This is a genomic window from Acidithiobacillus albertensis, from assembly GCF_001931655.1.
GTDB classification, from domain to species: Bacteria; Pseudomonadota; Gammaproteobacteria; order Acidithiobacillales; family Acidithiobacillaceae; genus Acidithiobacillus; species Acidithiobacillus thiooxidans.
In genome coordinates this window covers 2,647,328-2,666,431 of record NZ_MOAD01000001.1, presented here as the reverse complement: position 1 = coordinate 2,666,431, position 19,104 = coordinate 2,647,328, and the positions used below count along the sequence as shown (strand labels likewise).

General features: G+C 54.5%; 18 protein-coding genes and 1 pseudogene. 7 read left to right on the top strand and 12 right to left on the bottom strand.

The features are described 5' to 3' along the window. The 4 genes and pseudogenes from BLW97_RS19150 to BLW97_RS13690 all read left to right on the top strand — a co-directional run. Positions 1-142 (top strand): annotated as a pseudogene (locus BLW97_RS19150) (IS30 family transposase); the annotation flags it as partial. 45 nt (positions 143-187) lie between these two features. Then, a complete protein-coding gene (locus tag BLW97_RS13700) occupies positions 188-631 on the top strand; it encodes a sigma factor (RefSeq protein WP_075323452.1) in 444 nt (147 codons plus the stop codon). Between the two features lie 54 nt (positions 632-685). Next, entirely contained in the window at positions 686-1,339 is a 654-nt protein-coding gene (gene alkB, locus BLW97_RS13695) for a DNA oxidative demethylase AlkB (RefSeq protein WP_075323451.1), read from the top strand. A 123-nt stretch (positions 1,340-1,462) separates the two neighbouring features. Then, positions 1,463-1,717 (top strand): hypothetical protein, encoded by a 255-nt coding sequence (locus BLW97_RS13690; RefSeq protein ID WP_024895073.1) that lies wholly within the window; start codon positions 1,463-1,465, stop codon positions 1,715-1,717. On the opposite strand, the gene BLW97_RS13685 is transcribed toward BLW97_RS13690, so the two are convergent. The 8 genes from BLW97_RS13685 to BLW97_RS13650 form a co-directional block, all read right to left on the bottom strand. Then, a complete protein-coding gene (locus tag BLW97_RS13685; protein ID WP_075323450.1) occupies positions 1,690-2,247 on the bottom strand; it encodes a DUF4124 domain-containing protein in 558 nt (185 codons plus the stop codon). The two genes, BLW97_RS13690 and BLW97_RS13685, sit on opposite strands and share 28 nt — an antisense overlap. 86 nt (positions 2,248-2,333) lie before the next feature. Beyond that, the gene (locus BLW97_RS13680) at positions 2,334-3,026 is read right to left on the bottom strand and encodes a hypothetical protein (RefSeq protein WP_010639445.1); all 693 of its coding nucleotides are present in this window, start codon (positions 3,024-3,026) and stop codon (positions 2,334-2,336) included. Positions 3,027-3,068: 42 nt separating this feature from the next. Then, positions 3,069-4,685, bottom strand: a complete 1,617-nt coding sequence (locus BLW97_RS13675) for an ABC transporter permease (RefSeq protein WP_075323449.1) — start codon at positions 4,683-4,685, stop codon at positions 3,069-3,071. Further along, positions 4,682-5,671, bottom strand: a complete 990-nt coding sequence (locus BLW97_RS13670) for an extracellular solute-binding protein (RefSeq protein ID WP_075323448.1) — start codon at positions 5,669-5,671, stop codon at positions 4,682-4,684. Before BLW97_RS13670 ends, BLW97_RS13675 begins: the two co-directional genes overlap by 4 nt. Then, a complete protein-coding gene (locus tag BLW97_RS13665) occupies positions 5,668-6,804 on the bottom strand; it encodes an ABC transporter ATP-binding protein (RefSeq protein WP_075323447.1) in 1,137 nt (378 codons plus the stop codon). Before BLW97_RS13665 ends, BLW97_RS13670 begins: the two co-directional genes overlap by 4 nt. A 183-nt stretch (positions 6,805-6,987) precedes the next feature. Then, a complete protein-coding gene (locus tag BLW97_RS13660) occupies positions 6,988-8,241 on the bottom strand; it encodes an NRAMP family divalent metal transporter (protein ID WP_075323446.1) in 1,254 nt (417 codons plus the stop codon). A 63-nt stretch (positions 8,242-8,304) separates the two neighbouring features. Further along, positions 8,305-9,477 carry an ATP-binding protein gene (locus tag BLW97_RS13655; protein WP_242947814.1) on the bottom strand — a complete coding sequence of 391 codons (1,173 nt, stop codon included), beginning with the start codon at positions 9,475-9,477 and terminating at the stop codon, positions 8,305-8,307. 110 nt (positions 9,478-9,587) lie between these two features. After that, on the bottom strand, positions 9,588-10,292 hold the full coding sequence (locus tag BLW97_RS13650; RefSeq protein ID WP_075323683.1) for a response regulator: 705 nt from the start codon (positions 10,290-10,292) through the stop codon (positions 9,588-9,590). Between the two features lie 175 nt (positions 10,293-10,467). On the opposite strand from BLW97_RS13650, the gene BLW97_RS13645 reads away from it, so the two are divergent. Genes BLW97_RS13645 through BLW97_RS13635 form a run of 3 tightly spaced genes read left to right on the top strand, consistent with a single transcriptional unit; the run spans position 10,468 to position 16,201 of the window. Then, positions 10,468-12,021: an efflux transporter outer membrane subunit gene (locus BLW97_RS13645; RefSeq protein WP_075323444.1), complete on the top strand. Its 1,554-nt coding sequence runs from the start codon at positions 10,468-10,470 to the stop codon at positions 12,019-12,021. Further along, complete coding sequence (locus BLW97_RS13640) at positions 12,018-13,100, top strand: efflux RND transporter periplasmic adaptor subunit (RefSeq protein WP_075323443.1); 1,083 nt, start codon at positions 12,018-12,020, stop codon at positions 13,098-13,100. The genes BLW97_RS13645 and BLW97_RS13640 overlap by 4 nt, the downstream gene beginning before the upstream one ends. A 14-nt stretch (positions 13,101-13,114) precedes the next feature. After that, on the top strand, positions 13,115-16,201 hold the full coding sequence (locus BLW97_RS13635) for an efflux RND transporter permease subunit (RefSeq protein WP_075323442.1): 3,087 nt from the start codon (positions 13,115-13,117) through the stop codon (positions 16,199-16,201). Positions 16,202-16,318: 117 nt separating this feature from the next. Here the strand turns inward: BLW97_RS13635 and BLW97_RS13630 are convergent, their stop codons facing one another. From BLW97_RS13630 to cydB, 4 genes are all read right to left on the bottom strand, one after another. Then, positions 16,319-17,338, bottom strand: a complete 1,020-nt coding sequence (locus BLW97_RS13630) for a L,D-transpeptidase family protein (protein WP_143214890.1) — start codon at positions 17,336-17,338, stop codon at positions 16,319-16,321. A gap of 27 nt (positions 17,339-17,365) precedes the next feature. Then, the gene (locus tag BLW97_RS13625) at positions 17,366-17,635 is read right to left on the bottom strand and encodes a hypothetical protein (RefSeq protein WP_024894574.1); all 270 of its coding nucleotides are present in this window, start codon (positions 17,633-17,635) and stop codon (positions 17,366-17,368) included. Positions 17,636-17,647: 12 nt separating this feature from the next. Further along, positions 17,648-17,899: a hypothetical protein gene (locus BLW97_RS13620; RefSeq protein ID WP_024894573.1), complete on the bottom strand. Its 252-nt coding sequence runs from the start codon at positions 17,897-17,899 to the stop codon at positions 17,648-17,650. Positions 17,900-17,966: 67 nt separating this feature from the next. Then, positions 17,967-19,070 (bottom strand): cytochrome d ubiquinol oxidase subunit II, encoded by a 1,104-nt coding sequence (gene cydB / locus BLW97_RS13615; protein WP_031571495.1) that lies wholly within the window; start codon positions 19,068-19,070, stop codon positions 17,967-17,969. Between the last annotated feature and the right edge of the window lie 34 nt (positions 19,071-19,104).

The following is a 19,104-nucleotide window of genomic DNA, read 5'->3' as shown; positions in this document are numbered from 1 at the left end:
CGAATATTCGCAACGGCGTTTGACTCAGGTAGCGGAGGAACTCAATAATCGGCCCAGGAAATCCTTGGGATTCCGAACTCCAGCCGAAGTGATGGCACAGCAAATCAGGCAGTTAAACAGCGGTGTTGCACTTCAAACTTGAAACCGCCCCTATATCGCACTTTACAAATATAGGGAAAATATTTCCATGTCCACAGAAAGTTTAGCGCCCTCAGCCGATACACTCTCCGTTACAGTACGTCGGACACATTCTCAACATGGTCAGGTTCGTGCAGAAACTGCCCTATCCAGTCATCGTATCAACGCCTATTTGCAGGAGATCGCTTATCATGAACTTTTGACTGCATTGGAAGAAGAACATCTGCTTAAAAGAATTCAGCACAATGATCGTGAAGCCTGGCATGAATTACTCGAAATGCATTTACGATTGGTGTTACGTATTGCACGGAGCTATCACGATCAAACACCGCACGCTTTGATTGATTTTATTGAAGCAGGTAACCTGGCGCTGATTGATGCCGCTCGCCAGTTTGTGGTGGATGGCAATGAGCGTTTTGCCATTTATGCGACCCGACACATTTGTCAGAGACTGGATTCCAGCATGTCGGTGCGCGGTCCGGCGGTAGCTTAGACCGAAAGATCAATATGGCTCGATAGTTACGCAGAGCTGGCGGGAGGGGGTGCTGTGACGGCAGATCTTTTTGAAAACTTTCCCTTGCCTGCTCCGGCGGTGGAATCGCTTGAAGAAGGGGCCACGATTCTGAGGGGGTGGGCCTTAGCCGACGCCGAATCCCTGATTCATGCGGTGCAACAGGGGTTGATGCAGTCGGCACTGCGGCAGATGGGTACGCCCGGTGGAAAAACAATGTCCGTTGCCATGAGTAATTTCGGCTCATGGGGTTGGGTGTCGGACAGGCAGGGTTATCGATATGTGTCCAAAGATCCAGAAAATGCGGAACCTTGGCCGGAAATTCCCGCCATTATTTTGAATTTGGCCCAACTGGCGTCAAAAAAAGCGGGTTTTGCCGGTTTCACGCCGGATGCCTGTCTGGTGAATGTGTATGTTCCGGGTGCGCGGATGTCTTTACATCAGGATAGGGACGAACAGGACATGGATGCGCCCATTGTTTCCATTTCTCTGGGTTTGCCAGCCACTTTTCTATTTGGCGGTGCGCAACGCCGGGATAAGGTGAAACGTATTTTTGTAGAGCATGGTGATGTGTTGGTCTGGGGTGGTCCTGCCCGCCTGCGCTATCATGGTGTTGCTCCGATCAAGCCGGGAGAACACCCTCTCGTGGGTGCACGGCGCATTAATCTGACTTTGCGCAAGGCGCACTGAAATTGCGGATGTCGGTCTTTGCACGCTGAACGCGATTGACGTCGTCCCAACGGGAATTGTTTTGCTTATTCCGCAGGAATAACATGAGCCCTCGTGTTCCGGTAGCCAACAACAGGAGTGCTCGTGAGCGTAGAAAATTCCGACGGAAAAGAACTGAGAAGTGTGGCATTGGCCATTGGTACGGCGCGCACCAGATGGGGCCGCAACCTGAAAATCATCACCTTTTTTATTACTTTTGTGTTGACCCTGCTCATCCCTATGGGGGTCATCGTCATTTATTACCTATGGAAGCATGGCGCGCAGATTGTCAGTGAAAGGGAAGCGTTGACAGTTTCCGCATCCGTTCTCGACTACGGCAACAGCACCGGCGAAGAATAAGCCGAGGCTGGAGCAGGCGGTGGCAAAAGAACGGTCGGCGGACGATTGCTCGGGGGGCGGATAGGTCTGGGTGGAGGCCGCCGCCAATGGGGTGGACGACCGGGTCGATACGGTGGAAAAGGCGCAGGGCCGATATAGGCCGGTATGTAAACATGGTGCTCGGGCTCCGGGGGCGGTCGCAGGCTGTTTTGATAGTTATTCAGTGCCGCCAGGAGATTCAAGCGTTCTATGGCTGTCAGGGTTTTATCGCTGGCTGCTGAAGATGGGGTTACAGTTGCTGCCTTTTGCGGAGTTTGCAGATGCGCTACGGGCGGTGGTGCCGGAGGAATGGGTGGCAGAGACTGCAGCTTTGATGCGTTTGGTGGTGGCTGATCACCATAGCTGACGGTGCCATTGGGAGACACCCAACGGTAAATGGCTGCCTGGGCAGGTAACAACGCGTTACCTGCAGATAAAATAAAAACGGCAGCCAAAACCCGACAGGCACGGCTGCAATGAAGCAAAAAACCTTTCAGTAAATGCTGGTCCATGGTTATTGTTATTACTTAAAAGGCCGGACATTGTAAAGTTTTCGCCAATAGGAGTCCGGTGAACTCTGGCATAAGGCCGTGACAGGCTATTCCGGCTTTCCCCAGGCATTTTCAGGCAACCGGGCATATTGTCCGGTAAACTTTTCCGGTTCCATGCTGAAGGAAACAGGGGTTGTGTCGCCGGGTTGGTAACGAACAATCCAGAAGTAGTCGAAGGTTTTCTTGGGCCAGGTTTGCGGTACATTCTTGAATTTGTTGAGATGCAGCAATTGCCGGAAAGTGATCTGTTGCCCAGGAAACTGGGCTTCCAGCTTGGCATTGGCAATATGTTTATGTTCCCACATGATGACCACAACCTTCTGATCATAGGCGGGATTGGTCATGATGTCGTGAACGGCTTCCCGGGTGCGGAGATTTTCCTGCACCATTTTCTGATGTTTGCTCAGACCTGGTTCCGGAACGACCGTAAAGGCCGTCACCGGAAGCCCCCAGCTCTGCGCTGTCGGTGTCATGGTTTCAATGGTATGCAGGGTGATAGCCATGAGGGCGGCGGGCTTTTCGTGTGCTGGCAGCAGGCTATGGGTTGCGTTTTTTCCCAGATACTGCCGGGCGAGGGCCGCTGCGCGGGCCTGACCCACGGGTGACAGGGCGTAGGGGTTCATTTTTTCGCCATGGCGCAGCAGGATGATTTCAGCCGGTGTGGCAGAAGCTACGAGGGGCAGGCAGACGCCACCTAAAGCAGCAATCAGCAGGGTGGTAATAAGCTTGCGGTTGTTCATGTCTGGACTCCAGTACGAGTAATAGTGGCAACACGATAAAATTTAACGACGCAGCAACAGTCCCCGGGCTACTCCCAGGATGAGTGCCGAACTGAGCACGCCAATGACCGACATGGCCATGCCATCACCAATGACGCCTTGCCGGAAATTGGCATAAATGTAAGTGGAAATCACCTGTACCCCCGCAGGCTGCAGCATCAACGAGGCCACCAGTTCGCGCATGGACAGAGCAAATACTACGGTCGCACCCCCAATCAGCATCGGCCAGGCGATGGGAATATGCACTTTCAGGAAAGTTCGCAAGGGCCCACTACCATGTACCCGGCTGGCGTTATCCAAAAGCGGCGGTATTTGCGCCAGCCCGGCGCGGGCATAGCGCATGGCAAAAGGAAAGGTGGTGGTGGCATAGGCAACGCCGAGAATGGCGGTAGTGCCGAAGACGGGCAGGTGGTTCCATGGCGCATTCCAGAAAAGGATCATGCCCACGGCCAGGACAACGCCGGGTATGGCCATGGGCAGGGTGGCCAGCAAATCCAGAAAAGCAGCAAAACGACCACCACGGCGGACAATATTGGCCGTCAGCAGGGCGGCCACCATGGTACCAAAAGCCACCAGGGCGGCGAGTTCCAGGCTGGTTTCAAGGGCTCCGAACGCACTAGATTGATGAGAGAGAATATGATGGTAGTGATGCCAGGTGAAATTGCTGAATTTCAGTCCTACCGTAATGGCTTTCTCAAAAGACACCGCCAGCACCGCCCCGATGGGTAACAACATGGCAATAAAAACAAAAGCGGCTAGAGGAAGCATTGACCACCAGCGGCTCGGGTAGTGAAGCTGGTGGATTTGTCCACGATTTTCGTTGGCCAGGGGACGATAAAAAAACCAGGCGACAATGCCCAGGGTACACAATACCAGGCCGATGGCGGAGGCGCGTGGCAAATTGACGGGCCAGACATTGGTGGCGGCCTCAATGCTGGTGCTGAGCACAGTAACTCCGGCATAGCCACTCAGCAAGGCAGGCACACCAAATTCTGCTGAAGTATCCAGGAAAACCAGTAAACCTGCAGCGGCCAATGCGGGCAAAACCAGGGGCAAAACGCCGACGCGAAAGGCCCGCCACAGTCCTGCCCCATGTACACGGGCTGCCTGAATCAGGCGAAAATCCCCATTTTGTAAGGCTGCGCGCAGAATAATGTACACCAGCGGGGTGAGATGCAGGGCCATTACCGCAGCCATTCCCGCTAACGAGTACAAAAAATTTTCCAGGGGCGTTCCGAGACCATGGATGAGTTGTTCAATGAGTCCTACCGGACCAACCAGCAAGGTCCAGGCCTCGGCAGTCAGGTAAGGTGGTATTAAAAAGGGGATAAGAATCAGCCCTTCCCAAAGCAGGCTGAATTTGGGCGGGGCGTAAAACATCAACAAGGCCAGAATCAGTCCGATGGGCAGCGCAAAAACCACCGCCAGAGCAGCCATGCCTGCGGTGCCCAGCAGGGCGTGGATAAAGTGCTGGTCTACTCCCAACTGCAGCAGAGCCATGCCATGATGATGGCTGGCGTCGGGCTGCAGCGCCTCGAAAACGATGGTGGCCAGTGGTGCGAGAACCAGCAGGCCAAGAATGCCAAAAACCAGCAGCCGATTCAGGCTGCGTCCCATCATTGACCGAGAATGTCCTTGCGGAATTTGGCCAGCACGCTGGCGCGGGTTGCGGCGACCTGATCCCAGTTGACCTGCATGACCGGATAAGTACCGAGCTTGGCCAGAGCAGGTTTGGCGGCAACGCCATTCAGGGAAGGATAGAGATTATATTTGGCGACGAGTTTTTGTCCGGCAGGGGACATGGTGAAATTGACAAACTGTTCGGCCAGCTTTTTATCCGGCGCCGACTGCATGATCATGATGGGGCGGGGAATCAGCATGGTGCCTTCTTTCGGGTAAATCAGCTGAATGGAGTTGCCCTGTACCTTGGCCTGCACGGCGGCATGCCCAACGCACTCCACCATCCCACTGCGTTCACCGGAAAGTACCGGCATCAGTGCGGTATGATTAGTCCCCGGCCAGACGGTGCCATTGGCTTTCAGGTCGGAAAAATATTGCCAGGCCTTGTTGCCGTATTTATCCACAAAGGCAATGACAAAATCCGAAGCCGTGCCCGAGAGCAGCGGGTTGGGCGCGGTGAGGTGATTTTTCCAGACGGGAGCGGTCAGATCAAACCAGCTGGTAGGCATGCTCGCGCCCTTGGGCAAGGCTTTGGTGTTCATGACCATGGAAACCGTATCGGCACCATAGGGCAGGAAGGGTCCTTTGAGCTGCATGGCCGGGAAAAGATTTTTGTCGATGCTTTCAGGTTGATAGTCATACACCATCTTGTCTTTGGCGAGTTCCAGGCCGGCTGTCCAGTCGGCGACCATGACCACATCGGCATGCGGATGGTCAGCTTCGGCCGCAAGGCGGGCCATGACTTTTCCGGTGCTGGATGTCCACACGGCGACGTGATCACCGGTTTTTTTGCTGAATGCGCGCGCCAGAGCCTTGGCTAAAGAAGCTGGCGCAGCACTGTACAAAGTCAGCGTGGCGGCAGAAGCAGTGCCTGCAAATGCCAGACTCATGATGGCCAAGGTAACTTGTTTGACTACGGGTTTCATAGGGTTTTCTCCTGATTTGCGGAAGTTTCGGCAGGAATGCACCAGCCGTGATTCGGGTGAATTTGCCAGTGGCGCGGACCCAGACTGCTCTGCTGGGAGTAGCTCAATAATTCGTGCTGGCCGAAAGCCTGCAAATGCACCAGATAGCGACCATCACTCCAATGGGAATGAATGGCTTCGCCAGCAAATGCGGCTTCCGGGCTGTCGCAGTCAATGTCTCCGGGGCGCAGCAGCAAAAGACCAGGCTTGCCTTCACGCAGCGTATCGGCCCCGGGTACCCATAATTTCTGGCCATTTGCCAACGCGACTTCAGCTTTGCCGCCCTGATATTGAATAATCTTTACGGGCAGGCTCCGGACGGAGCCGCTGAGTCGAGCTACATTTTCACTGGCCGGGAAACGGAACAGTTTCTCCGGCTGATCCCATTGTTCCAGATGACCGCTGTGGAGAACGCCGACATGTTGGCCCAGATAAAAGGCTTCGCTGGGATCATGGGTGACATGCAGGGCGGCAATGCCTTCTTCACGAAACAGGGTACGGAGAAAGTAGCGGATTTCTTCGCGAACCCCCTGATCTACGGCGGACAGGGGTTCATCCAGTAAGACCAGACGCGGACGGGCGATGATGGCGCGGGCTATGGCGACCCGCTGCCGTTGCCCGCCCGATAATTCATGGGGTTTGCGTTTTGCTGCCGTAGCAGGAATGTTCATTTTTTCCAGCAGCAGCATGGCCCGCTCGCGATCTACCGGAAGCCCCTGAGCGCGCAGGGGAAAAAGAACATTATCAATGACCCGGAGGTGGGGCCAGAGCGCCGCATCCTGAAAAACCATACCAATGCCGCGCTTTTCGGGAGGAATCTGCATGCTCCCGGCGATAAATACATTTTGCCCGCGCAGGCGAATACTGCCAGCCCGGGGCTTGATGAGTCCAGCAATGGCCGCCAGCAAGGTGCTCTTGCTTGATCCTGATTCACCCAGCAGGCAGGCGTAACGACCATCTTCAAGATCCATCTGGACGTTACTCAATACTGTCTGGGCGCCAAAGCGCACATTCAGTCCCTGCACGGAAAGCGCCGGGTCGTTGGGTACCGCCGCGATTGCCGGCCGGTTTTTTACCCGCAGTTCAGCAACCATGGAACGTTAGTAGATGTGTAGTTTGTTTAATTATAAGGGTATTCATCACTGTACGGCTACAATCAGCTTGTTTCGAGGCATGACAATTATCTCCATCTATTTATGGAGCGTAGTGTACGCCTCGAATGTGACAGTTTTATGACAACGGGTGCTAGGAAGAGGATTCTCCTGAACGCTGGTCGGTCAGAGGCCGGGAATGCTGGTCAAGCCGCCATAGACACCCAGCCCGGCAGACAGAATGACCACAAAAAGAACCAGCCAAAGGTATGGGCCACGCAGGCGATGCTCAGCGGGGAGTGCTTTCATTGCCAGAGCGACCAGGAAACCAAGAACCAGGGGCAGCAGCAGGGCGTTCATGACTTCCACACCAATATCCAGGCTGACCAGGTCGGGTATGCTGATCACGGCCACGGCACCGGCGATGATGATGGCGGTATATATTCCGTAAAACCAGGGGGCGTCTTTGGGATGGTGTTCGAGAGAGTGGCGGAATCCGGTGACTTCTCCCCAGCCCCAGGCTCCGGCCAGTGAGGCAACAATGGCCGCTACCATGCCGGCCCCCAGAATACCCAGGGAAAACACCAGGCGTCCCCAGGTGTCTCCCAGGTACGGGGTGATGGCCTCGGAGAGTTGATGGACGGTATTCAGGGGCGCGTTGGGATTGAGGCGGCCGATAGTGGCCGCTGTGGCAATCAGCACGGCGGCCATGATGGCCTGGGTAAGGACGGCACCAATGGCTGTATCCCAGCGGGCATGCCGATAATGTTCGGGATGAAGTCCTTTATCGGCAACAGCGGACTGCTGATAAAACACCATCCAGGGCATGATGACGGCGCCGATGTTGGCTGCTACCAGCATCATATAGTCCTGATTAGTAATGGGTGCATGGGTCAGGCCGTGGAGAATATCCTGAAGATCGGGGTGAGAGACCCAGGCGATCCCGAAAAAGACCAGTTCAAACAGGCCCATGATCAGGGCAATGCGCTCTACGCGCCGGTAGGAGCCGGTCCAGACAATGGTCAGTAAGGTGGCTGCGGCGAGAATGACACCCACGGCACGCGGTAATCCATATAGATGACTCACCCCTGCAACCCCCGAAAACTCGGTCAGCAGAGCACCGGTAGTGGCGATGCTCAGTCCGGCTACTGACAAATAAGCCCAGCCGGTGCCAAAGGTTTCACGAATCAGTTCACCGTGCCCCTTGCCGGTGAAAATTCCCAGGCGTACGGTGAGTTCCTGCACGATGTAGAGAATTGGCATGAGAATAAATTGCAGCAGCAGCAGTTTGAAGCCCCACTGCGCGCCACTTTGGGCGGCGGTGATAATGCTGCCGACATCAGTATCGGCGAGCATGACGACCAGGCCGGGGCCAAGTACAATCAGAAAAACAGACCAGCGGGAGTGGCGCTGAGGCATTGTGGAGTTGTTTGCAGTCATTATTAAGAATAATCCGTATTTACGTTTTTGGTTTGCGAATGATTCCTGTTTAATAGAAAGTTGTCAAGTCCTGAGAGGCGCAATGACTGGAAATTGTAGCCTGACTACCAGCCCTCCCTCTGCGGCATTCTCAAAACGTATGGTCCCGCCGTGCAAGTCCATGATGCGCTTGCAGATGCGTATTCCAATACCCGCACCGTGGCCGGTTTGACGCGGAAGTGTGCCCTGATTCATGGCCAGGAGATGCGCTGCAGAAACTCCGGGGCCGTAATCCCGCAGTTGTATTTCCGTGTGCCCGGGATGACTGAGAACCCGAATCTGCAGGCTGCCGTCGCCGTAACGGCGCGTATTGTCGAAAATAATCCGAAACACCCGCTCCAGTGCCAGGGGGCGGCATTGAAAAGAGTTTGCGGTATCAGCAGAATGATTTTCCGCAACGCTGATGTCCAGTCCATAACGTTCCCTGGCAATTTCCTGCATTTCCTCCAGCCAGTCCCGCACGTTGACGGTTATGGCTTTTTCCTGGTCACCGCTGCGCACGAGAGTCAGAAACTTGTCGATGGTTTCGTCCATTTCGTTGACATCCACACACATGGCGGATTTTTGTTCCAGAAAATCTGAATCGGGCAAGTGCAGGGTCAAAAGCAGTCGGGACAGCGGCGTCCGAAGCTCGTGGGAAATGCCCGTGAGCAGCAGGGTGCGCTCTTCATGAAGACGGTGCAGATCATTGGCCATACCGGTAATGGCCTGAGTCAGGTGCTGTACTTCCAGGGGACCACCGATGAGTTGCAGGGTGTCGGGGGTATCACCAAGGCCAATGCGTGGAGCTTCAGCGGCCAGGCGGGCCAGGGGGCGGTTAATCTGGCGGACAATCAGCCAGGCCCCCAGCAAGGTCACCAGCGCAATGACTCCAAGACGCATGAACATGAATCCCTGCCCACCAAAGTTCATAGGCGATACCGGCATGCCCAGCCAGGGCTGGTGAGGGCCGCCGCGTATCCACATCCAGGTAGTAGTCCCCTCATCCAAACCTACGCGGAGTCTGGCCCCCGGTACCTGCTGCTCGACATAGTGAGCGGTCTTGTCCATGAAGTACTTATCTGGAATTTTGCCCGGTTTGGCACTGGCAGGTCGCCATTGCAGGTTTCCGTTGGGGGCATATTGTGCCCCGCTACTGATCAGTGCGTGGTCGGTTTGCAGCAGAAACTCGGCAAAGCGTTCGGCGGCTGGATTCATCACATACTGATGAAAAAGAACGTAAACAGCGGCTTGGGTGCCAAGCAGCAGCAGGCCGAGTAGCAGCAGGGTTTGCCCCAGTGTACTGCGGGGCCAAAATGTACGGATGTTCAGGGTTCGGCCACGAAGAGGTAGCCGTGTCCCCAGACCGTACGAATGTGCCGGGGGCGACCAGGGCCTTTGTCGAGCAGGCGGCGGAGCCGCGATATCTGCATATCGATACTGCGGTCATCGGCTTCCAGCTGGCGGCCACGTGTCAACCACATCAGTTTTTCACGGGTCAGTGCCTGTCCTTCATGCTGAATGAGGGTGGCCAGGGTTAAAAATTCGGCGCTGGTCAGGGAGATGAGCTGGTCATGAAGATGAATTTCCTGGCGACTCATGTCCACCCGAAACGGACCCTTTTCAAAACTGGCGGTGATCCCTGAGGTTCTGGGCGCACTGCCCCGGACCCGGCGCAAAATGGCCTGGATACGGGCAACCAGCTCACGGGGATGAAAGGGTTTGGCCAGATAATCGTCGGCACCCATTTCCAGGCCTAAAATCCGGTCGACTTCGTCACCCCGAGCGGTGAGCATGAGAATCGGCACGTCGTGCTGCTGGCGCAGGCGTCGGCATATCTGCAGGCCATCTTCATGGGGAAGACCCAGGTCGAGAATAATGAGATCTACCGGGTTTTCTGCAAGGCTGGCTTCAATCTGGCGACCATCACCCATGCCCTGAACCACAAATCCATACCCTTTCAGGTGGGATTCCACCAGGCTGCGCAGTCGCAAGTCATCATCAATCACTAAAATTCGCGCTTTGTTTTCCATGCATTGTACTGTACTCCCCGGATGCGGATAGACCAAACGTAAATGTAACAAGTGGGGTACTCCGGAAATAAACAGACACTTTGTTACATGTCAGAGCGCTGTCTGCGCACGATTGTTACAGGCCACCCCGTTATGCTTTTCCTGAACTTCCATTGGACCTGAACAAGGATAATGCATGGCACAGGAAAATGCGGCAGCCCGGCGCTGGCCGGGACCCCGAAGACGCAGGCGGGGCATCGCCATATTGTTGGGCTCGGGTTTGATGATCGGTTTGGCGGGTTGTGCGGTGGGCCCCCATTGGTCCGTACCGAAGATGCGTACGCCGCCATCTTATAATGCCCATCCCGCTGCTTTGCCGGCAGACGAGCAAAAAGTCCAGTGGACGCAGCAGCAGGCGCGTTCCTGGTGGTTGTTGTTTCACTCAAAACCGCTCAACAACTATATCCAGCAGGCCATGCAGGCTAATCCGGATTTGCAGGCAGCCCATGCGGCTTTGGCAAGGCAGCAGGCGCTGATGGTGGCTGCGCAGGGGGGCTTGGCTCCACAGGTTTCGGCAAACGCGGGAATCAGTCGCGCGCGGGCCTTGCGGACAGGTGCCGACGGCGGACAAAGTTACCGTATTCCGGGCAATCTCTACAGCCTTTTTCTGGGCACCATTGACGTCAGCTATAACCCGGATGTGTTTGGCCGGCAGAAAGATCTGGTCCATGCAGCCCGGGCACAGGCGGCGGTGACCAAGGCCAATCTGCATCAGAGTGAAGTGTTTCTCGCCGCAGACGTCAGTCGGGCTGTCATCAGTGGTGCCGCCGCTCGCGCCCAGTTGCATTCAGCCCGGCAGATTGCCAAAGCGGATGCTCATTTGCTGAAACTGTTGCAGCAGGAATATAAGCTGGGTGATCAGAATCTGCAGAATGTAGAACAGCAGGCGGCCATGACGGCCGCTGCGCGTGCCCGCATTGCCCCTCTTGCGGCAGATCTGGCGGCCGCCCGCCACGCCCTGGCGGCGTTGCTGGGGCAAACGCCAAATGTGGCCCTCAGCATTCCCGCTCTGCAAAGCCTGCATTTACCAGCCCGCTTGCCCACGACCATTCCCTCGGCACTGGCTGAAAATCGTCCGGATATCCAGGCGGCAACAGCGGAGATCAAGGTTGCTGCTGCCCAGGCGGATGTGGCGACAGCCAATTTATATCCCCAATTCAACATTTCTGCGGAGATTGGCAAGGCAGCCATGACCGGTGGCCTGTTTTTCAACCCGGTTTCCACCCTCTGGTCACTGGGCGCTGGCTTGGCAGCGCCAATTTATAATGGTGGCAGCTTGCATGCAGAGCGGCGTGCGGCGTTGGATCAGTATCAGTTAGCCAGTGACCAGTATCGCAGCACGGTATTGAATGCCTTTAAACAAGTGGCAGATGCCTTGCGCACCCTGCAGGGTGCTGATAAGGCTTACATTCAGCAAAAACAGGCTCAGCAATCTTCTGCCAGGGCCCTGCACCTGGCCGAGGCCCGATATCGGGATGGTGCTACGGACTATGCCACGGTATTGAATGCCGAAATTGCCTATCAACAGGATTCTGTCGCCGCTATTCAAGGCCGCAGTCAGCGCTATCTGGATAGCGTCGCGCTATTTGTGGCGCTGGGTGATGGCTGGCAACCGGATCAACCAGAATCCAAAGCGCATTCTGTGCCCTCTGACACCCCCATGGTAAACACTGCAGGAGCCCCCGCATGAAAAAGGCGTTTCTTCTATTAGGATTGGTTGTTGTGCTGCTTTTTGGAGCCGTGTATGGCTGGTATGCATGGCGGCAGCAACGCCTGCATACCCAATTGCTTGCTGCTGCCAATCCGGCGGTGACGGTTTCTGCTGTAAAAGTCAAAACCCGCAATATAGCGGGTGAATTGACCGCCGTTGGCGAGGTGGTGCCGCAGCGGGGTGCAGCCCTCGGTCCGCAAGTTGGTGGGGTTATTCAGAAACTGTATTTTCATTCGGGACAAACGGTGCGCAAGGGGCAGTTACTCCTCGCCCTGGATCCGGGTGCCTTGCCGGGGAAGTTGCAAGCAGCCCAGGCTCATGCCCGGCTGGCTTTGGTAGACTATCAACGCGCCCAAAAGGTTTATGCCATTCACGGTATATCTACCGCAACACTGGACAAGGCGCAATACGATGCCGAGGCCGCTCAGGGAGAAGTTTCAGCATTGCAGGAGTCTCTTGCCGACACTCAACTCCGCGCGCCATTTTCTGGAGTGCTCAGTCTGCGCACCGTCAATACCGGTGAATTTATTCATGCGGGAACCGCTGTGGTGCATCTGGAGAATCTGCAGCATTTGTATGTTGATTTCACCGTTCCGCAACGCGATGCCCAGATCCTGCACAAAGGTGCGCCGGTGCAGGTAGATATTCACGATGGCGACGCAGTTCGGCACTACAGCGCTTCTGTACAGGCAATTTCCAGTCATGTGCATGCGGATAATCGTGCCCTCAGTGTAAGGGCCTTGCTCCAGGCCGAACCGGGGTTGAGGCCGGGTATGTTTGTGCGTGTGGTTCTGGAGAAAGAGGCACCCAAAGCAGCGCTGCTGATTCCCACTGTTGCGGTGAGCTTCAATACCTATGGTGATTTTGTTTATGTGCTGAGTCCCGGGCCGGACCATCGGCTGATCGCCCGCGAACAAAAAGTGCTCACCGGCATGCAGAAGGGCCAGGATACGGTGATTCGTTCCGGACTCAAAGTCGGGGATACGGTGGTCACCGCCGGGCAGGTGAAGCTGCACAGTGGCGACTCCGTGCAGATCAATAATGCTGTGCATCTATAGGGACGAAGACCAACATGCATTTTACCGAACCATTTATCCGTCGCCCGATTTTGGCCATTTCCCTGAGCCTGGTACTGTTTTTCTTTGGCCTGCGCTCCCTGGGGCTGATGCCCATCACCGAATATCCGCCTACTGATAGTTCGATGATCACGGTCACGACCCACTATTTCGGGGCCACCCCCAAAACCGTCAACGCCTTTATCACCGCCCCTCTGGAAAAGGCGGTGGGTCAGGCCCCGGGCATAAACTATATGACGGCGGTCAGTGAAGACGGTATTTCCATTCTGACCCTGTATATGCGGATGGGGGAAAACCCCAATGCCGCCCTGTCGCAGGTGCAAAGCAAGGTCAATACGGTCCTGAATCAGCTGCCCAAGGGGGTCATGCAACCGGTGGTTCAGGAAATGTCTGGTTCAGGGGCTTATCTGATGCTGTTGAGTTACCACGGTAAGGGCTTTAATCAGCAGCAGATTACCGATTATCTGACCCGCGTCGTGCAGCCCGCCATTCAATCGGTTCCAGGCGTGGGTCTGACTGCCATTCTGCCTCCGGGTACCGGGCCTAACGGTAATACTTACGCCATGCGGGTCTGGCTGAATCCGCAGGAAATGGCGGTATTGGGAGTGACCCCGGCGCAGGTCAGCGATGCGCTCAAGAAAAATGACTTTGTCGCGGCGGTAGGGCGGTTGCGCGGCGAATATACGGCAGTATCCCTCAGTGCCAATACCGCCCTGCATAGTGCGGCAGAATTCCGCAATCTGGTAGTGGCGACGGTGCACGGCGTACCCATCCATCTGGAGCAGGTCGCCAAGGTCTCTTTGGGCGCTCAGACTTATGATTCATCCGTCATGGTGGATGGACAGCCGGCTGTCAATATCGGTATTCAGCAGGCCCCCGGCAGTAACGCCCTGCAGGTCGCCCAGGGTATTCACAAAGTCATGACCCAGTTGAAGACGACCATGCCTCCGGGAATGCAGGGGTACACCATTTATAATGGGGCCCAGTTTGTCAAAAGCTCCCTGCAGGAAGTAGAAATCAATATTGGCCTGGCACTACTGGTGGTCATTCTGGTCATCTATTTGTTCATGGGTTCCTGGCGCGCGCTGATTGTTCCGGCACTGGCGATTCCTGTGGCCATGGTGGGAGCCCTCACCATACTGCATGCTCTGGGATATACCCTCAATTTGCTGACCCTGTTGGCGATGGTGCTGGCTATTGGTCTGGTGGTGGACGACGCGATTATTGTGGTGGAAAACGTTCATCGTCATATTGAACATGGGGCAACTCCTTTACATGCGGCACTGCTCAGTGCTAGGGAACTGGCCAGCCCGATTCTGGTGATGGCCACGACGCTGGTGGCCGTATTTGCCCCCATGGCCTTTATTGGCGGGTTGGTGGGCCACTTATTCAGCGAATTTGCTTTTACCATTGTGGCCACGGTGCTGTTGTCCATGATTGCCGCGCTGACCCTGGCACCTATGTTGGCTTCACGAGTTTTGAAAGCGGGACAGGAGGGCCGGGTCGCCCATTTGGTGGATCATGTATTTGGACGCTTGAAGGCCTTTTACGGACGCCTTCTTTTCGCGAGTTTGCGGGTTTGGCCGGCCACCGTGGCTTTGGCGCTGGTATTGACGGGAGGCATCTATTTTCTTTTCAGCATCAGCCAGAGTGAGCTGGCACCGCCGGCGAATCAGGGCATTGTTTATGTGAACGGCGTTGCCCAGCCCACGGCGACGCTGGAATACATGAATGCTTATGATCACTATCTGACGAATACAGTTTTCGACAAAATTGCCAGCCGCAGTCATAGCTTTGCGGTCAACGGGGTGGGTATTGGCGGCATGCTGTTAAATAATGAAGTGATGGCGGGTGTGGTTCTGAAGCCCGAGCGCGGCACTGTGACCACGCAACAGGTCAAAGCCAAGGTGCAGAAGCTGGCCGAGCAGGTACCCGGTATGAAACTGTCCGCTTTTGGCTTGCCGCCACTCCCCGGGGCAGCGGTCGGCTTGCCGGTGCAGTTCGTATTGACCAGTACGGGAGGCTCCTATCATCAACTGGATGGCATTTCTGCCAAACTGGTTCAGGAAGCCAAAGCCAGCGGCCTTTTTTCTTTTGTCTGCAAAAATCTGAAGTACAACAATCAGATTCAGCAGGTAGTCATCAATCGGCAAATGGCTGCATCGTTTGGGCTCAGCATGGCCGATATCGGACAAAATCTGGAGACACTATTGGGTGGCAACTACGTCAACTACTTCGATATGGACGGTTTGAGCTATCGGGTAGTGCCACAAGTACCACCTGCGTTGCGGGCCAACCCCGATTTTCTCAAGGCCTATACCATTAAAACGCCTTCCGGCGCCGAGATTCCTCTATCCACTTTTGTGTCCCTGAAGTCGGAATCGGCACCGACTTTTTTACCGCAGTTTCAGCAGTTGCCGGCGGTATTTATTCAGGCCAACCCGGCCCCCGGCGTGTCATTGGGACAAGCGCTGCAGTTTTTGCAATCTCATGCGCAAAAAATTCTTCCCGGTGGTGATCAGATCCATTATGCCGGTGTATCCCGCCAGTATGTGCATCAGGGTAATGCGCTGGCGATCACTTTTGCCTTTGCCCTGCTGATGGTGCTGCTCCTGCTCGCGGCACAGTTCAACAGTTTCCGGGATGCTCTGGTGGTGCTCACGGCTGTTCCGGTGGCTCTGTTTGGGGCGTTGTTGCCCATCAGTCTCGGCGCTTCCAGTGTCAATATTTACTCGGAAGTAGGAATGGTCATGCTGATTGGTCTGATTGCCAAGCAGGGGATTCTGATTGTGCAATTTGCCCGGGTCATGCAGGAAGAAAAGCAACTGGACAAACGCCATGCCGTCGTGGAAGCAGCCACTTTACGGCTACGTCCCATTTTGATGACGGTGGCCGCCATGATTGCCGGAGCCTTGCCCCTGCTTTTTGCCAGTGGGGGTAATGCCGATGCCCGATTCTCCATGGGTCTGGTCATTGTCAGTGGTCTGGGCTTTGGGTCCCTGGTGTCCCTGTTTGTGATTCCGGCCTTTTATCTGTGGTTTGGGCGATCGGTGCATCACCATGCGTTAAAGGCGGGGTCTTGAGTCATGGCAGTTGTCAACTCAGCGCCAATGAAATGGCTATTGTCCGGTTTCAGGGGCAGCACGTAGCGGCTATTACAGCCAAGTTAATACTTGAAACGTCTGTAATTAACTGCCAGGTCATGAATGGGCAAATTCAAGCAATATTTTTTGGCGTAATTTTCTGGCTGTCATGGGTGTTACGAGATTGCTTTTGTGATTTTCGTAATGTCCCATGACCGAAACAATGTCCCCATAGTGTAACAGGGCGTAAACCTTGCGTGCGTTTTTGTAGGGCTCCTCCACGCAACCCGCACTTTGAGGCCAGCCGTAGCCTTTGCGCGGATAAAAGTGAATGGCGCGGCCATCGTAAAAGTAATTTACGAAATGCACATTGGGCGCGGTATAGTGTTGCCAGCGGACATGATATCCATGATAAATACTTCGGTCTGAGGCAGGCAGTAAATGGTATTGCTGGGGGCTGACCGCAATAGGGAATTTACCGGTCATGGTAGTTTTGGCAAGGCGCTGATAAATTGGCCAGCTACCATCCGGGGTGGAGTGCATGACCCCGGTGTTGACGACTGTCCGGTAAATCCATTGTCCTTTTCCCTGGGGATCGGGTGGCACCTGCCAGATTTGCAAGTGCTCTGGGTGCGTGCTCTTGTCCACCTTAATCCATTGAAATGGAAAACGATTTTTTGGGATTGGCGCGCGCAGGGCTGAGAGGACTTCCGGAGTGACCCGCCCGCGTGAAATGCCCCGGCGATTGAGCAAGTGATCTGCGCGTTCAAACTGGATCAGACCGCTACGAAAAGCGGGATTATAGGGCGAATAACCCCAGTTGTTGGAAATTTTTTGCAGGGCCCGGGGCACGGGAATATTCCATGCGGCGACTGTATGCATGCCCCCATAACGACCCATATACGTGCCATAAACCAGGTGTACGTATCCAGTAAGGGCGAGAATCTGCCAGACTTGTTGCCAATCTTGCGGGTTTTGTGTGCGGATAATGGTGTTGGTGCTGGAATCAAAAGTGTTGGCGAAGGCCGGTACATTTACTGTTAATGCGCCTGTTATGCTGGCGGCAGTTAGGATAACCCCTATTTTTGCAATAAGAAGCCGGGAACGTGATTTTTGATGGTGCTGGCGTATTTTCATATGGATATTCGACACGTCTGGATGATTTTAGTTCTCTGACTCCGGTTCAAGCATGGTATTTTTGATGATTTTTAATAACTTTTGGCAACGATTAATTTCGGCATCCATAATGGCAATTTGATCGTCCACTTCCGTGCGTGTACGAATATTGATGGAGTGGAGCACTTCCGCACATTGCTCTTCGACAATATCCAGCCGCTTTTCCAGTATATTCAGAACATCAAGCAGTGTGGGATGATAATCTTTTTCTGACTTCCCACGGGTTCTTAGGGGCCTATGTTGAAACCGTTTAATCAAAATATGCTCGTGTTATAATAAGTGAACCAAACCAATGTCTTGTCTGCTAATCGCCAGCTTTTTTACTGAAGAGAAGTAGTGTTTGTAACGCATGATCTCGACAGAGAGCTCAAAGCATTGGTCCGCTATGGTTTCGACATTTTCCGACGGCATGGATTTGCGGACTTCGCCGAGGCGGTCTGCAAGCCGTCCATAACGGGACTCAATATTTTCAATAATATCCAGCGCCGTACTTAAAGAATTTTCATCATATTCCGTAGACATTTTTCACCCCGTTTGAAAAAGGCGATGTTCTGTTTCAGAAAATCTTCAGAACATCGCCGATACGCTTTTAGTGCGCTCCGTAGGCCATCTTTTTACTGAAGCGGCCACGGAACACCCAAATCTGATACCAGTTGTACATGATCATGATGGGGAAGAAGCCCGTCATGAACAGGGTGAATACGGCAATGGAATCTGCCGGATTGGCCGCCTGCACAATGGTCCAGGTATCGGGTACCACGTAGGGGAAAATGGTCGCCCACATGGCCGCCCACAACAAGGCAACCACGCCAATACCCCACATCATTGCGCTGAAGTCCTTGCGTACGGAGTGATTGGTGGAGGACTTGAAGGCGAAAACGAGCACGATAATGAACCAGATCAACCAGATCCACCAATCCGAACCGGTCCACTTGGCTGCTGCCCAGGGGAAGAGTGCGTAAGACCAGACCAGTGTAATGACAATAGCAGCCAGAGCCAGTAAGGAAACAACATTCGTCCATTTACGAGCCCGTTCATGAATGGGATCACCGGGAATGAAGCGGGCACACAAATACAGCCCTCCGGCAAGACTGGCGGCAATGACTGCACCAACCCCCGTCCAGATGGAAAAAGGCGTCAAAAAGTCGAGGATGCCACCCGAAAAATGCATGATAGGGGTGGTATAATCTTGCATAGCAACACCATGGGCCGTTAACGCACCTTGCATTGCCAAACCGGACTTCATGGGAAAGCCCTGCAATGTAGCGCCCAGGGCAACACCCGCAAAGAAGGTGGGAAACAAACTGCCGACAGCAAAAGCCCAACCCCAAAAGCGTTTGCTTTTCTTGGCATGAATATGAAATTCAAAGGCCACTGCCCGGGCAATAATGCCCCAGAGCGCAAACATCAAAGGAATCATCAGGTAGTTGAAAGCCGAACCGTAAACCAGTGGAAAGGCGCCGAAAAGCACGCCACCCGCCACGACCAGCCAACTTTCATTGCCGTCCCACATGCCGGCCATGGATGCCATAATGGCGCCACGTTCTTCTTCGTCTTTTGAAAACAGAGCGAAAATGCCAGATCCAAGGTCCGTACCGTCCGTGGCAATGTACAGAAAAAAAGCGAGAGAAAGGAGCAGCCACCACCAGGTCGTCAATGTCCCGGCGATGCGTCCTATTGATAAAAGATCCATAAATGACTCCAGTAGCTTGTGCGGGGAGCTCTGC

Bases quoted from the DNA above. Each gene is read 5' to 3' on its own strand.
- BLW97_RS13630 (WP_143214890.1), bottom strand. From the start codon at position 17,338: ATGAAAATACGCCAGCACCATCAAAAATCACGTTCCCGGCTTCTTATT.
- BLW97_RS13685 (WP_075323450.1), bottom strand. From the start codon at position 2,247: ATGGACCAGCATTTACTGAAAGGTTTTTTGCTTCATTGCAGCCGTGCC.
- BLW97_RS13700 (WP_075323452.1), top strand. From the start codon at position 188: ATGTCCACAGAAAGTTTAGCGCCCTCAGCCGATACACTCTCCGTTACA.
- BLW97_RS13645 (WP_075323444.1), top strand. From the start codon at position 10,468: ATGGCACAGGAAAATGCGGCAGCCCGGCGCTGGCCGGGACCCCGAAGA.
- BLW97_RS13640 (WP_075323443.1), top strand. From the start codon at position 12,018: ATGAAAAAGGCGTTTCTTCTATTAGGATTGGTTGTTGTGCTGCTTTTT.
- BLW97_RS13650 (WP_075323683.1), bottom strand. From the start codon at position 10,292: ATGGAAAACAAAGCGCGAATTTTAGTGATTGATGATGACTTGCGACTG.
- BLW97_RS13675 (WP_075323449.1), bottom strand. From the start codon at position 4,685: ATGATGGGACGCAGCCTGAATCGGCTGCTGGTTTTTGGCATTCTTGGC.
- BLW97_RS13660 (WP_075323446.1), bottom strand. From the start codon at position 8,241: ATGACTGCAAACAACTCCACAATGCCTCAGCGCCACTCCCGCTGGTCT.
- BLW97_RS13635 (WP_075323442.1), top strand. From the start codon at position 13,115: ATGCATTTTACCGAACCATTTATCCGTCGCCCGATTTTGGCCATTTCC.
- BLW97_RS13670 (WP_075323448.1), bottom strand. From the start codon at position 5,671: ATGAAACCCGTAGTCAAACAAGTTACCTTGGCCATCATGAGTCTGGCA.
- BLW97_RS13620 (WP_024894573.1), bottom strand. From the start codon at position 17,899: ATGTCTACGGAATATGATGAAAATTCTTTAAGTACGGCGCTGGATATT.
- BLW97_RS13655 (WP_242947814.1), bottom strand. From the start codon at position 9,477: ATGAATCCAGCCGCCGAACGCTTTGCCGAGTTTCTGCTGCAAACCGAC.
- BLW97_RS13665 (WP_075323447.1), bottom strand. From the start codon at position 6,804: ATGGTTGCTGAACTGCGGGTAAAAAACCGGCCGGCAATCGCGGCGGTA.
- cydB (WP_031571495.1), bottom strand. From the start codon at position 19,070: ATGGATCTTTTATCAATAGGACGCATCGCCGGGACATTGACGACCTGG.
- BLW97_RS13680 (WP_010639445.1), bottom strand. From the start codon at position 3,026: ATGAACAACCGCAAGCTTATTACCACCCTGCTGATTGCTGCTTTAGGT.